Genomic DNA, 14,202 nt, shown 5'->3' with positions numbered 1-14,202 from the left:
CCCCTAGGAAAAATCACGAACATCGCGACGCTCCAACCGTCTCCCTGGTGAAATTAGCGCTGTGGAACCACCCGATCCCATCCCGAACTCGGAAGTGAAACGCAGCTGCGCCGATGGTAGTGTGGCTCAAGCCATGCGAGAGTAGGTCATCGCCAGGGTTTACACCCCGAAAACCCCGCTGCAGATGCAGTGGGGTTTTCCTTTTTTTGCAAGCCCCCCGTTTTCGGGAGCCTGCACCCGGTAGCACACGACCGTTGGTCGTGTGAAACGGGAGACAAGAATGCCGAGCTGGCGCACCGCGCTGCTCCAACCGTCTCCCTGGTGAAATTAGCGCTGTGGAACCACCCGATCCCATCCCGAACTCGGAAGTGAAACGCAGCTGCGCCGATGGTAGTGTGGCTCAAGCCATGCGAGAGTAGGTCATCGCCAGGGTTTACACCCCAAAACCCCGCTGCTCACGCAGCGGGGTTTTTTCTTTGGGTCAAAGCGTGCCGACCAACGGTCGGCACCTACCGCGTGGGTATGACTGATGCGTGCCGACCAACGGTCGGCACCTGCCGTGACGGGCCGGGCGGCGGTAGGGTCGATTCCCAAACGACTGCCGATAACGGTGATCGGCACGGTGACGCATGGACCCCGATCGAAACGCGTTCCCTGCGTTCGTGGTCATGCCCCAACGGGGTAATCACCACCACGGCGGTCGATTGGGATGCGACCCCACCGGCTTCGTCTGACAGGCTGATTGATACTTGCCGGATACAACCGGCCATGGGCGAACGCCACTCTGTGGTCATGCCCAGTCCACGCCTCCTCATCGGCCGCCGCTCCCTTCAGGGCGCGTACTACATGCTCACCACCGTAGTGGCCGGCCGCGAATCGATCTTTGTCGATGACACCACCGTTGAATGCGTGGTCGAGGCACTTCGCTGCTCCGATCGCGAGCATCGCTCACGTACGCTTGCCTGGGTGGTCATGCCCGACCATGTTCATTGGTTGATGCAGCTCGGCAACGGGAACATCAGCCGATGCGTGCAGGCCTTCAAATCCCGCTCCTCGCGTGCACTCAATCTGCATCGCGGCAGCGCGGGCTCGTTGTGGCAACGCGGCTTCTACGACCACTGCATCCGCTCCGACGAATCTTTACTCACACAGGCCAACTACCTGATCGAGAACCCGATTCGTTCGGGACTCGCTACAAAGGCAGGCGAGTACCCGTATTGCTGGACGCGGTGGCCCTCCGCTACCGAGTGACTCCCAAAAAAGAAGCGGCGCCAAAGGCGCCGCTTCCTTTCAACCAGCGATGTAGGCCAGGCTTACTTCGCAGCCGGAGCCGGCGCAGCCGCCTCGGTCTTGCCCTTCATCATCTCGTCGCGGGCAGCCTTGAACGGGTTGCCCTCGTACCAGTTCGGCCACTGGCCGCCCACGGCGATGGCCTTGCCCACGCCGTGCAGCAGCTCCAGGTCTTCCACGGTGCCGTCCAGCTTCCAGGTGCTGGCGTCGTACTCGTCCTTCGGGCCGTGGTACCGGTCGCGGCCATACGCCTCAGCCGCCTTGCGGCCTGCGTCCACGCCGCCGTCAAGCAGGTCTTCGCCGCCGTCGGCATACAGCGCCGGCACGCCGGCCTTGGCGAAGTTGAAGTGGTCCGAACGGAAGTAGAAGCCGCTCTGCACCGAGGTTTCGCCGTGCAGCGTGCGACCCTTCTCCGCCGCCAGCGGCTTGAGGATGTCCTCCAGCTGCGAGCTGCCGAAGCCGGTCACGGTCAGGTCCTTGGCCTTGCCGGCCACCGACATTGCGTCGATGTTGATCACGCCGGCAATCTTGTCCAGCGGGAAGGTCGGGTGGTTCACGTAGTACTTCGACCCCAACAGACCCGATTCTTCCAGCGTCACCGCCAGGAACACCACCGAACGCTCCGGCGCGGGCTGCTCATGCGCCATCGCATCGGCGATCTCCAGGATGCCCGCCACGCCCGTGGCGTTGTCGATGGCACCGTTGTAGATGTTGTCGCCCTGCTCGCCTTCATGCTTGCCCAGGTGGTCCCAGTGCGCCATGTACAGCACGGCCTCGTCGGCATGCTTGGTGCCCGGCAGCACGCCGACCACATTGCGCGACTTCTTTTCAGCGATGGTGCTCTTCAGGTCCAGCGAGATCTTCGCCTTCAGCGGCACCGGCTTGAAGCCGCGCTTGTTGGCATCCTTGTAGGCCTGGTCCAGGTCCAGCCCGGCATCGGCGAACAGCTGGCGCGCCGCATCGGCGCTCAGCCAGCCCTGCGCCGGCAGGCGGGGTTCCGGATCGTCCTTGGCCGGCAGGTCGTACTGTGGGCCGGCCCACGAGTTCTTCACCACGTCCCAACCGTACGAAGCACCGGCGGTGTCATGCACGATCAGCGCCGCGGCAGCGCCCTTGCGGGCGGCCTCTTCGAACTTGTAGGTCCAGCGGCCGTAATAGGTCATGCGCTTGCCGTCGAACAGCTTCTCGTCGTTGACGTGGAAACCCGGGTCGTTGACGAACATGACCACCGTCTTGCCCTTCCAGTCCTGGCCGGCGTAGTCGTTCCACTTCTGCTCCGGCGCATCCACGCCGTAGCCGACGAAGACCAGGTCGCTGCCGTCGATCTTCACTTCCTTCTGGCCACTGCGGGTGCCGATCACCATGTCGGTGCCGAACTTCAGGTCGCGCTGCTTGCCGGCCTGGTCCAGCTTCAGCACGGTGCTCTCATCGGCGGTGGTTTCGGTCATCGCCACCTCCTGGAACCAGCTGTCGCCGTTGCCCGGCTGCAGGCCGATGCGCTGCATCTGGTCGCGGATGTACTCCACCGTGCGGTCTTCGCCGGTGCTGCCCGGCGCGCGGCCTTCGAACTCATCCGACGACAGGGTCTTGACCAGCTCGCCGAAGTCGCCGGCGTTGATTTCGGCCGAGAAGGCGTGGCCGGCGGCGGCCGGGGCGGTATCAGCAGCCGGCGCGGCCGCCGGTGCAGTGGTCTCGCCCTTGCACGCGGTCAGCGCGGCGGTGGCGGCCAGGCACAACAGAAGTTTGCGGGACATCATCGATTCCTGGAGACAAAGGGCCGGTGCGCGGGCACCGGGTAAAAGAGTATCAATCGTTCGGCGCGGCGTCGGTGTCGAACGGCACGGGTTGAGCGCCCTCGACCGGACCAATGTGTGCGCTGCGGTGCACATACAGGGTGACCTCGCGCTCGAAGTGCAGCGGGCCGTTGACCGCCGCATTCGGGCCGATGATCACGCGCGGCTTGCGCCCGGCGCGCAGCGACAGGCTGAAGCTGGGTTTGTTCACGTGGATGCCGCCCTCGACCACCGAACCGATGCCGACGGTGATGTCGCCGTTGACCGTCTCGATACCCTGGGACAGCCGCGTCTCCACCAGACCGATGCCGCCGTTGACGGTTTCCACGCCACCGTCGATGCGGGTGCCGCGGTCGACAAAGATGCTGCCGTTGACGGTTTCGACATCGCCATCGACCACGACGCGCTGCCCGATCTTGATGCCGCCGTTGACTGTCGAGATGCCACGGGTGCGGGCGCGATCATCCACCTGGATGCCGCCGTTGACGGTCTGGATGTCGCCGGCCTCGGCTCCGCCCTCGACGGTGATTCCACCATTGACGGTGTCCAGGTCGCCGTAGGTCTGGCCGGCGCTGGCGGTGATGCTGCCATTGACCTTGCTGATGCCATCGCTGGCGAAGGCGGGCGCGCAGGGCAGCACCAGGGCAATCAGCAGCGGTAGCGGGAAACGTTTCATGGGGTGCCTCGTCCGGGTATGCGGCTGGCAGGCCGCCTTCAGGAATGTCACCATGCAGCGCTGCAATCCGCATCTGCCTGAAGTCACTGGAAAGCCCTTGCGCCCCAACGTCTTTTCCTCACGCGGGAATAACAATCCGACCGCTGGGCACGGCCGTAGCTCGCGCTGGCCGGTGGCGCTGTCGGCGCTGGCACTGATCCTGGCGATGATCGGCGCTGCACCGCTGGCCGCGCAGAACCCGAAGGACGCCGAGCGCAAGCTGCAGAAGCTGCGCACCGAGCTGAAGGGTGTCGCCCAGGAACGACGCACGCTGGAAGGCCAGCGCGGGCAGGCCTCGCGCCAGCTGCGCGAGGCCGACGAAAAGGTCGCCCGCACCGGCCGCGTGCTGGCCGAGACCGAAACCGCGCTGCAGCGCGAAACCCGCGCCCTGCAGGAGGCCCAGCAGCGCCGCAGCGAACTGCAGGCGGGCCTGCAGCAGCAGCGCCAGGAGCTGGCCTCGCTGCTGCGTGCGGCCTACCGCATTGGCAACAACGCGCCGTTGAAGCTGCTGTTGTCGCAGGACCGGGTGGCCGATGCCAACCGCACGCTGGCCTACCACCGTTACCTGCAGCGCGAACGCGCGCGGCGCATCGGCGCGCTGACCGCCGACCTGACCGAACTGGAATCGCTGGAGGCGCAGATCGCCGAACGCCGCCAGGCGCTGGAAGGCACCCGCCAGCAGCAGAAACAACAGGCCGCCAGCCTGGCTGCGGACCGCCGCACGCGCGCCGAGACGGTGGCCAGCCTGGACGAACGCTACAAGGACCGCAGTGAGCGCGAGAAGGCGCTGGGCCAGGATGCCAAGGCACTGGAAACGCTGCTGGCCAACCTGCGCGCCGCCGCCGCGCGCGCCGAAGCCGAGCGGCGTGCCGCCGCCCGCCGCGCTGCCGCCGAGAAGGCAGCCGCTGAAAAAGCCGAGCGCGCTGCCGCCGCCAGTGGCACCAAGCCGCCGCCGCGCCCGGGCAAGACCCCGCCGGCCGTCGCCTCAGCACCGGCGCCCAAGGTGGGCGGGCTGGGCTGGCCGCTGTCGGGCAACCTGCTGGCGCGTTACGGCGGCAAGCTGCCGGACGGGCGCACCAGCAGTGGTGTGCTGATCAGCGCGCCTGCCGGCAGCACCGTTACCGCCGTCGCCGATGGCACCGTGGTGTTCTCCGACTGGATGACCGGCTACGGCATGATCCTGATCGTGGATCACGGCAATGGCTACATGAGCCTCTATGCGCACAACGACACGCTGCTGCGCGATGCCGGCGGCACGGTGAAGAAGGGCGATGCCGTGGCCAAGGTCGGCAACTCGGGCGGGCAGGGCGTTACTGCGCTGTATTTTGAATTGCGGCGTAACGGGCAGCCGGTGGATCCGTCGTCGTGGCTGCAGCGCCGGTAGCCCCGTTCAACGGGAATTTACCGTGCCTTCGCGCATAATCGGGCCACGCATCATCGGTGCGTGTGGTCCCGTCCCCCGCTCAACCTGGAGTGCTTCATGCGCGTAGCCCGTTCCGCCACCCTGCTGCTGGCCCTGGTGCCGGCGCTGTCATGGGCGCAGCAGACCGCCCAGGTTCCGGAACGCGGCGGCGATGCAGCCTCCACCGAAGAGGCGGTAACCTCGCGCGTGCCGCTGGATGAAATCCGCCGTTACGTCGCCGTCTACAACGCGGTACGTGCCGCGTATGTCGAGCCGGTGGACGACAAGAAGCTGATGCAGTCCGCCATCCGCGGCCTGCTGCTGGACCTGGACCCGCACAGCACCTACTTCGACAAGGAAGATGCCGAAGCCTTCGACGAACAGGCCGAAGGTGCCTATGAAGGCATCGGCGTGGAGCTGCAGCAGCAGCCCGACAACAGCAGCCTCAAAGTCATCTCGCCGATCGACGACACCCCGGCGGCCAAGGCCGGCATCCTGGCCGGCGACCTGATCATCGCCATCGACGGCAAGCCGATCAGCGCGATCGAAGCCACCGAGCCGCTGCGTGGCAAGGCCGGCAGCAAGGTGATCCTCACCATCGTGCGCGAGGGCAAAGCCAAGCCGTTCGACGTGCCGATCACCCGCGAAACCATCCGCGTCACCAGCGTGCGCAGCCGCATGCTGGAACCCGGCTATGGCTACGTGCGCCTGAGCACCTTCCAGGCCGATACCGGTGCCGATTTCCAGAAGCACGTGGGCCAGCTGCAGCAGCAGGCCGGCGGAAAGCTCAAGGGCCTGGTGCTGGACCTGCGCAGCAACCCCGGTGGCCTGCTCACCGCAGCAGTGCAGGTCGCCGACGACCTGCTGGACAAGGGCAACATCGTCAGCACCCGGGGCCGCATCGCGATCAGCGACGCGCGCTTCGATGCCACGCCCGGCGACCTGCTCAAGGGTGCGCCGGTGGTGGTGTTGGCCGATGCCGGTTCGGCCAGCGCCTCGGAAGTGCTGGCCGGCGCACTGCGCGACAACGGCCGTGCCCGCGTGATCGGCAGCCGCACCTTCGGCAAGGGCTCGGTGCAGACCGTGCTGCCGCTGGACAACGGCGATTCGGTCAAGCTGACCACCGCGCGCTATTACACCCCCAGCGGCAAATCGATCCAGGCCACCGGCATCGTGCCCGACGTGGTGCTGGTGCCGGAGAAGAAGCCGGGCGAAGACGACGACCTGCCGGCCAGCCTGTCCGATTACAGCGAAGCGACGTTGCCGGGCCACCTGCGCGGTGACGAAGAAGGCGGCGAAGGCTACCAGGCCGGCGATGTACTGCCCGGCGACGGCCCGATCAACGACGCGCTGGCCGAGCTGAAGCAGCCCGGTTCGGTAGCCGCAAAGCAGAAGGCCGACGCGGCGAAGAAGCCGGCGCCCAAGGTGGAAGCCAAGCCGAAGCCGGAAGCAAAGCCGAAGCCGGAACCTGCACCCACGCCGTGACGGGTGCACCCGCTGGTAGAGTCGGTTCCCAAACGACTGCCGATAACGGTGCAACGCCCGGTAACGCATTGCGTTGAACGGCGTAACAGCCGGATCCGCCGATGTTCATGCCGACATCGAACGCGGCGGGTACCACGGCGGTCGATTGGGATGCGACCCTACCAGCCTGCGGCGCACGCTTAAAACCCGTGCCGCTTCCGCAACCGCCGCGCGATCGCCGCGCGCACGTACACCCCATACACCAGCCCGAACACGAACCCGGCAATGTGTGCCCACCAGGCCACCATGCCGAAGGTCGGGCCGATGTACGCGAACACCACCTGCAGCCCCGCCCACACCCCGATCAGCAGGTAGGCCGGCGCCCGCACGAATTCCAGGAACAGCCCCAGCGGGATCACCACCCCCAGCCGCGCGCCCGGGAACAGGGCCAGGTACGCCCCGATCAGCGCCGACACCGCGCCACTGGCGCCGATGATGATCTGGTCCGGGCTGCCCATCGTGTAGATCGCGGTGAGGTTGGAGATGGCCCCGCCCACCAGGAACAGCAGGATCAGCCGCCACGGCCCCAGCACCCGCTCGGCGGGCAGCCCGAAGATCAGCAGGAACACCAGGTTGCCCAGCAGGTGCGACCAGTCCGCGTGCAGGAACAGCGCGGTGAACAGCCGCAGCACGCTGCCGTCCTCGAAGGTCGCCCACCAGTCCAATGGCCGGGTCAGCCCGGTGGACAGCGCACCCCAGTCCATCCACAGGCTGCGCCGGGCATCGCCCGGCCGCGAGATCGACCACAGGAATGCGGCCCACAGCGTCGCGAACAGCAGGGGCGTCGCCCAGCGGACGGCGGACTTCTTGCGGGAGGGGAGCGAGACGAACATGCGTGGGCGCTAGCCTAGCGCGGCGACGCACCTGAAGGAGCGAAGACGCGTTCAGCCTGAATAGCCGGAAAGGGTGATCGCGTTATTGTTTCATTAACTGGTCTGGGTATACTCGCATACGGCGTCGTATGTCGGGAGGGGAATCCGGCGCGTTGTGTCAAGTCCTTCGGGGCCTGGGACAGCGCAGGCGCGCGTTGCCAAACCACACGCATTTCCGGAGAGAACAAACGATGCATACCGCTTCCACCCTCGCTCGCGTCACCGCCCTCGCTGTCGGCATCGCCGGTGTCCTGGCCGTTGGCCACGTCAACGCCGCCGCCTTCCAGCTGAAGGAAAACAGCGCCAAGGGCCTCGGCCGCGCCTTCGCTGGTTCGGGCAGCGCCCAGGGCGACGCCTCGATCATCGCCGTCAACCCGGCCGGCATGCGCCAGCTGGAAGGCATGCAGATCCAGGGCGATCTGAGCGCCATCAGCTTCAAGGCCGAATACGAAGGCACCGGCCGCAAGCCGACCGGCCAGCCGCAGACCGGCGGTGACGGCGGCGACGCCGGCATGATTGCCCCGGTTCCGGCCGCGTACTTCCACATGCCGATCGGCGAACAGGCCCACTTCGGCGTGTCGCTGACCGCTCCGTTCGGCTTCAAGACCGACTACGACAACGGCTGGGTGGGTCGCTACAGCGGCCTGAAGACCGACCTGAAGGCGATCGACCTGGGCTTTGCCGCCTCGTACGACGTCAACCCGTACGTCTCCTTCGGCGCGTCGGTGTTCGTTGAGCACCTGACCATCGAACTGAGCAACAACATCGACTTCGGCACCGCACTGGCCCAGTCCCGCGTGCCGGGCTTCGCCCCGGGCAGCGCCGATGGCAAGCTGACCATGGAAGGTGACAACAATGCGGTGGGCTGGACCGTCGGCGGTCTGTTCAGCCCGGATGAGAACACCCACATCGGCTTCAGCTATCGCTCCAAGGTCGAGCACAAGATCACCGGCGGTGATGCCACCTTCGACGTGCCGGCCAACGCTGCTGCCGTGCTGGCCGTGGCCCAGCCGGGCCGCTTCGTGACCACGTCGGGCAAGGCCACCGTGACCCTGCCGGCGTCGGCCACCATGAGCATCACCCACAATGTCAACGACCGTTGGACCGTGATGGGTGACGTGACCCGTACCGCCTGGTCGACCGCGTTCGACTCGGTCACCATCGACTACGGTTCGGCCCAGCCGGACTCGGTCCTGGACTTCTCCTACCGCGACACCACCTTCGTCTCGCTGGGTGCGGACTACAAGCTGAGCGACACCCTGACCCTGCGTGGCGGCGTCGCGTACGACCAGACCCCGACCACCGACGCCCACCGCGACGTGCGCGTGCCGGACACCAGCCGCAAGTGGCTGTCCTTCGGCCTGGGCTGGACCCCGGCGGCGAACATGGAATACAACTTCGGTTATACCCACCTGTTCACCAGCGACCCGAACGTGAACATTGGCGCCACCACCAACAACCAGGGCAACTCGCTGACCGGCAAGTACAAGGTCCGCGGCGACGTGCTGGCTGCATCGTTCAACTACAAGTTCTGATCCACGGCGTTCGCGCCGCGTAACAGACGGAAGGCCCCGCGCAAGCGGGGCCTTCTGCGTTGTGGGTCGGCAACCGGATGCGAAACGGGATGCGAAACGGGATGCGAAACGGGATGCGGACGCGGATGCGAAACCGCACCGGTAGAGCCGACTGTTAGTCGGCTGCTCTACGCGCGGTCTACGGCGTCATGCGAACGGCAGCCGACTGACAGTCGGCTCTACCCGCACGCGGGCGAACGCCCTGCGGCGTACAACAGGCCCTGCCGCAGGTGCGTCAGGAAATCGCGGTTGCGGTACAGGCCCGTGTCATGGCCCAGGCCGGTGTACCAGCTGCGCCCGCCATCGAACCGGTGGCACCACGCAATGGGGTGGTCGGCACCCATCGTGCCGCCCTGGTACATGCGCTCGTCCACCGTGGCGGTCACCTGCACGGCCCCACGCGGGTTGCTGCGGAAGTTGTACAGCTCGTCGCGTACCGGCCACGAGGTGCCCTGCGGCTTGCCCTCGCGCTCAGGCTGCACGCGGCTGAACTGCAGGCCTTCGGGGTGGTTCTTGAAATACGCGCCCACCAGCTGCCCATACCAGGGCCAGTCGTACTCGGTGTCGGCGGCCGAATGCACGCCCATGAACCCGCCACCCGCGCGGATGAAGGTCTCCATCGCCTGCTGCTGGGTGGCATCGAGCACATCGCCGGTGGTGTTGGCGAACACCACCACCCGATAGCGGGCCAGGTTGGCGTCGTTGAAATCGGCCGCGTTTTCGCTCTGGTCCACTGCCATCCGCTCGCGCTCGGCCAGCAGGCGCAGCGTGCTCACGGCAGTGGGAATGGAGTCGTGGCGGAACTTGGCGGTACTGGTGAACACCAGCACGCGCTCGTTGGCCGCCGCCATGGCCGCGGGAACGGTGGACAGGAACATCGCCAACAGCAACGGCAGGACATTTGGGCGCATGGCCGGATCATGCCACAGCCCCGTACAATCCCGGTCCGCGTGCAGCCGGCCGGATGCCACCTGCGGCGCAGGAACCGCTTCACGATCCATGACAAGGAAACCACATGTCGCCCGTTCTGCTTCGTTCCACCCTGGCCTTCGCCCTCTCCGCGCTGGCCGCGCCGGCCGTCGCCGCCGCCGATTTCGCCACCTGCTTCACCCTCACCCCGGGCCTGCGCTACTCCACCGGCGATGAAACCCTGACCATCGAAAAGGCGGAGTTCGCCGGCCAGCAGGCCATCCGCGTGCAGAGCGCCGGTGGTGGCGTCGGTACGGCCGCCTACTACGATGCCAGCGGCCGCCAGCTGCTGGGCCAGGACCGCTACGGCATCTCCGCCTGGGGCGGCGACGCCTCCCGGCCGGTGATGACCGATACCTTCAAGCCCGCGCCGACCTTCCCGCAGACCGCCAGGCCGGGCGAGCGCTTCGTGGTCAACGGCAGCGGCGAACGCACCCACCACGTGGAAGAAACGGTGGAGCCGGTGGATTACGACGGCTTCAACGACTACACCTTCGTCGGCTTCGAAGACGTGGAGGCCACGGTCGACGACCAGCCGCGCACCTTCAAGGACACCTGCCACGTCAGCGCGACCTTTGAAGACAACCGCATGGAAGCCTGGTACGCACCGGGGTTCGGCCGCATCAAATTCGAGCGCTACATGGGCGAAGAACTGCTCATGCGCGATGAAATCGAGGCCATCCACGCCGAGTGACGGCGTCGGCATCACCCACAAAAAACCCCGCTTTCGCGGGGTTTTTCGTTCAAACCATCACCACGTCGATCAATCGCCCAACGTCAGCAGCGACGCATTGCCACCGGCCGCGGTGGTGTTCACGGTGACGGTCTTCTCGGTCGCAAAACGCAGCAGGTAGTGGGGGCCGCCAGCCTTCGGACCGGTGCCCGACAGGCCCTGGCCGCCGAACGGCTGCACGCCCACCACCGCACCGATCTGGTTGCGGTTGACGTACACGTTGCCCACGTTCACCCGCGAGGAAATGCGGTCCACGGTTTCGTCGATGCGCGAATGCACGCCCAGGGTGAGGCCGTAGCCGGTGGCGTTGATCTGGTCGATCACCGCATCGAGCTGGTCGCCCTTCCAGCGGATCACGTGCAGCACCGGCCCGAAGATTTCCTTGTGCAGCTGGTCCAGGTTCTTCAGCTCATACGCACGCGGCGCGAAGAAGGTCCCGTGCGCGGCCGCTTCGCTGAGTTCGGCAGCGGCGATCAGGCGCGCTTCCTTCTCCATGCGCACCGCATGTTCCTGCAGGATCTGCAGCGCATCGGCATCGATCACCGGGCCGACGTCGGTCGACAGCAGGCCCGGGTCGCCGATCTTCAGCTCGGCCATCGCACCGGCCAGCATGGTCATCACCTTGTCGGCGATGTCGTCCTGCACGAACAGCACGCGCGCGGCCGAGCAGCGCTGGCCGGCCGAGGTGAACGCCGAACCGATCGCATCCTTGACCAGCTGTTCCGGCAGCGCGGAGGAGTCGGCGATGAAGGCGTTCTGGCCGCCGGTTTCGGCGATCAGCACGCCAATGGCGGCATCGCGTGCAGCCATCGCACGGTTGATCGCACGCGCGGTATCGGTCGAACCGGTGAAGGCCACGCCGGCCACGCGCGGGTCGGCGGTGAGCGCGGCACCCACGGTGGCGCCGTCGCCCGGCAGGAACTGCACCACGCCTTCGGGCACGCCGGCGTCCAGCAGCAGCTTCACCGCGTAGTAGCCGATCAGGTTGGTCTGTTCGGCCGGCTTGGCGATCACGCTGTTGCCGGCGGCCAGCGCGGCGCTGACCTGGCCCAGGAAGATCGCCAGCGGGAAGTTCCACGGGCTGATGCACACGAACACGCCGCGGCCATGCAGCTGCAGTTCGTTGGATTCACCGGTCGGGCTGGGCAGCTTCTCGGCATGGCCGAACTGCTCGCGCGCCTGCTTGGCGTAGTAACGCAGGAAGTCCACCGCTTCGCGCACTTCGGCGATGCCGTCGGGCAGGCTCTTGCCGGCTTCCTTGACGCACAGCGCCATGAATTCCGGCAGGCGGGCTTCCAGCTGGTCGGCAGCGTGCTCGAGGATCGCGGCGCGGCTGGCGGCCGGGGTGCGGTTCCACTGCGGCTGGGCGGCCACGGCGTTGGCCAGGGCCTTTTCCACGGTGGCGCTGTCGGCCGGCTGCCACTGGCCCACCACCTGGCGCGTATCGGCCGGGTTGACCACGTTCAACAGCGCGCCGGTGGGCTGTGCACCCGGGACCAGCGGAGCGGCCTGCCACGGCTTCACCGCAGCGTTGAGCTGCTCGGCCAGGGCGCGCAGATCGTTGTCGTTGGCGAGATTGACGCCCATGGAGTTCTTCCTGTCGTGGTTCTGGCTGCGCAGCAGGTCAACCGGCAGCGGGATTTTCGGGTGCGGAATGGAATCGAACGAGGCCACGGCTTCGACCGGATCGCGGATCAGGTCGTCGATGGCCACCGCGTCGTCGGTGATGCGGTTGACGAAGCTGGAGTTGGCGCCGTTCTCGAGCAGGCGGCGCACCAGGTACGGCAGCAGGTCTTCGTGCGAACCCACCGGGGCGTACACGCGGCACGGCACGTTCAGGCGGTTGGCCGGCACCACTTCGGCGTACAGGTCATCACCCATGCCGTGCAGCTTCTGGTGTTCGTACTGGCCACCCTGTGCGATCGCCTGCACCGCCGCGATGGTGTGCGCGTTGTGCGTGGCGAACATCGGGTAGATCGCATCGGCATGGGTGAACAGACGCTTGGCACAGGCCAGGTAGGACACGTCGGTGTTCTGCTTGCGGGTGAACACCGGGTAGGCCGGCAGGCCGTCGATCTGGGCGCGCTTGATCTCCGCGTCCCAGTACGCGCCCTTGACCAGGCGCACCTGCAGGCGACGGCCGATGCGGCGGGCCAGGTCGGCCAGGTAATCGATCGTGTACGGGGTGCGCTTCTGATACGCCTGCACCACCACGCCGAAGCCTTCCCACCCGGCCAGCGAGGCATCGCTCACCACCGCTTCGATGATGTCCAGCGACAGTTCCAGGCGGTCGGTTTCCTCGGCATCCACCGTGCAGCCGATGCCGTACGACTTGGCCAGTCGTGCCAGTTCCAGCACGCCCGGGACCAGGTCGGCCATCACGCGCGCGCGCTTGGCGTGCTCGTAGCGCGGGTACAGCGCCGACAGCTTGATGGAAATGCCCGGGGCCGAATTGACGTCGCCATCCGGGCGGCCGCCACGGGCCTTGTGGTCGCCACCGATGGAGTGGATCGCGCGGCGGTAGTCTTCCAGGTAACGCTTGGCGTCCTTCATGGTCAGCGCGCCTTCGCCAAGCATGTCGAACGAATAGCGGTAGCTGGCGTTGTCGCCCTTGTGCGAGCGCGACAGCGCTTCGTCGATGGTGCGGCCCATGACGAACTGGTGGCCCATGATCTTCATCGCCTGGCGCACGGCCAGGCGGATCACCGGCTCACCCACGCGGCCCATCAGGCGCGCGAATGCGCCCGGCACGTCGGCGCGGGTGGAGTCGTTGATCTGGACGATGTGGCCGGTGAGCATCAGGCCCCAGGTGGAGGCGTTGACCAGCACCGAATCGCTGCCGCCCAGGTGCTTCTTCCAGTCCGCTTCGCCGAGCTTGTCGCGGATCAGCTTGTCGGCGGTGTCCTGGTCCGGAATGCGCAGCAGCGCTTCGGCCACGCACATCAGCAGCACGCCTTCCTCGCTGCCCAGGTCGTACTGGCGCATGAAGGCTTCGATCGCGCCCTGGTCCTTGGCACGCACGCGTACGCGCTTGACCAGGTCGGCGGCGGTGGCCTGCACCTTCGCCTGCTCGTCGGCGGGCAGCCGCGCCTGCGCCAGCAGCTCGCGCACGTGGCTGGCCTCGTCCTTCATCCAGGCATCGGTGATCGCCTGGCGGAACGCATTGGGAACAACCGGCAGCTCGGGGGACAGCAGCGGCGGGCGGGAGGCGCCGGACGGGGCCGGGGCAGGGGGAAGCGCGGAAGGTGCGGTCATGCCGGTTGGCTCGTGGAAAACTTGACCATTTTAATCGCTTTTTCATCCGTGAAAGCAATCGGAGATGCGCCGACG

The 14,202-nt window shown here is 66.8% G+C and carries 10 protein-coding genes and 2 rRNA genes; 7 read left to right on the top strand and 5 right to left on the bottom strand.

Annotation, left to right across the window (positions count from 1 at the left end):
• Positions 1-43: 43 nt before the first annotated feature.
• The 3 genes from rrf (QE395_RS16670) (at position 44) to QE395_RS16660 (ending at position 1,251) form a co-directional block, all read left to right on the top strand.
• Positions 44-158 (top strand): 5S ribosomal RNA (gene rrf / locus QE395_RS16670).
• Between the two features lie 159 nt (positions 159-317).
• Positions 318-432: ribosomal RNA gene (rrf, locus tag QE395_RS16665) — 5S ribosomal RNA — on the top strand.
• A gap of 336 nt (positions 433-768) precedes the next feature.
• Positions 769-1,251 (top strand): transposase, encoded by a 483-nt coding sequence (locus tag QE395_RS16660; protein WP_306989975.1) that lies wholly within the window; start codon positions 769-771, stop codon positions 1,249-1,251.
• A gap of 62 nt (positions 1,252-1,313) precedes the next feature.
• Here QE395_RS16660 and QE395_RS16655 read toward each other — a convergent pair whose 3' ends face one another.
• Both QE395_RS16655 and QE395_RS16650 read right to left on the bottom strand, forming a co-directional pair.
• Positions 1,314-3,044, bottom strand: coding sequence for a M28 family metallopeptidase (locus QE395_RS16655; RefSeq protein ID WP_306989974.1), 1,731 nt, complete (start codon positions 3,042-3,044; stop codon positions 1,314-1,316).
• 52 nt (positions 3,045-3,096) lie between these two features.
• Positions 3,097-3,759 carry a hypothetical protein gene (locus tag QE395_RS16650; RefSeq protein ID WP_217538208.1) on the bottom strand — a complete coding sequence of 221 codons (663 nt, stop codon included), beginning with the start codon at positions 3,757-3,759 and terminating at the stop codon, positions 3,097-3,099.
• Positions 3,760-3,964: 205 nt separating this feature from the next.
• Between QE395_RS16650 and QE395_RS16645 the strand changes: the two genes are divergently transcribed.
• Both QE395_RS16645 and QE395_RS16640 read left to right on the top strand, forming a co-directional pair.
• Positions 3,965-5,182 (top strand): peptidoglycan DD-metalloendopeptidase family protein, encoded by a 1,218-nt coding sequence (locus QE395_RS16645; RefSeq protein WP_237334340.1) that lies wholly within the window; start codon positions 3,965-3,967, stop codon positions 5,180-5,182.
• Positions 5,183-5,278: 96 nt separating this feature from the next.
• Complete coding sequence (locus QE395_RS16640; protein WP_306989973.1) at positions 5,279-6,685, top strand: S41 family peptidase; 1,407 nt, start codon at positions 5,279-5,281, stop codon at positions 6,683-6,685.
• A gap of 179 nt (positions 6,686-6,864) precedes the next feature.
• Here QE395_RS16640 and QE395_RS16635 read toward each other — a convergent pair whose 3' ends face one another.
• Positions 6,865-7,557 carry a rhomboid family intramembrane serine protease gene (locus QE395_RS16635; protein WP_068848738.1) on the bottom strand — a complete coding sequence of 231 codons (693 nt, stop codon included), beginning with the start codon at positions 7,555-7,557 and terminating at the stop codon, positions 6,865-6,867.
• Between the two features lie 230 nt (positions 7,558-7,787).
• Here QE395_RS16635 and QE395_RS16630 point away from each other — a divergent pair, with 230 nt between their 5' ends.
• Complete coding sequence (locus QE395_RS16630) at positions 7,788-9,131, top strand: outer membrane protein transport protein (RefSeq protein ID WP_306989972.1); 1,344 nt, start codon at positions 7,788-7,790, stop codon at positions 9,129-9,131.
• A gap of 218 nt (positions 9,132-9,349) precedes the next feature.
• Here QE395_RS16630 and QE395_RS16625 read toward each other — a convergent pair whose 3' ends face one another.
• Positions 9,350-10,081 (bottom strand): ThuA domain-containing protein, encoded by a 732-nt coding sequence (locus tag QE395_RS16625; RefSeq protein WP_306989971.1) that lies wholly within the window; start codon positions 10,079-10,081, stop codon positions 9,350-9,352.
• A 104-nt stretch (positions 10,082-10,185) separates the two neighbouring features.
• Between QE395_RS16625 and QE395_RS16620 the strand changes: the two genes are divergently transcribed.
• Positions 10,186-10,833, top strand: coding sequence for a hypothetical protein (locus tag QE395_RS16620; protein ID WP_306989970.1), 648 nt, complete (start codon positions 10,186-10,188; stop codon positions 10,831-10,833).
• A gap of 69 nt (positions 10,834-10,902) precedes the next feature.
• Here QE395_RS16620 and putA read toward each other — a convergent pair whose 3' ends face one another.
• Positions 10,903-14,127 (bottom strand): bifunctional proline dehydrogenase/L-glutamate gamma-semialdehyde dehydrogenase PutA, encoded by a 3,225-nt coding sequence (putA, locus tag QE395_RS16615; RefSeq protein WP_306989969.1) that lies wholly within the window; start codon positions 14,125-14,127, stop codon positions 10,903-10,905.
• Positions 14,128-14,202 lie beyond the last annotated feature (75 nt).

The organism is Stenotrophomonas sp. SORGH_AS_0282 (genome assembly GCF_030818125.1).
Classification (GTDB): domain Bacteria; phylum Pseudomonadota; class Gammaproteobacteria; order Xanthomonadales; family Xanthomonadaceae; genus Stenotrophomonas; species Stenotrophomonas rhizophila_A.
The sequence above is the reverse complement of the archived record's forward strand: the minus strand, read 5'-3'. Positions and strand labels throughout refer to the sequence as shown.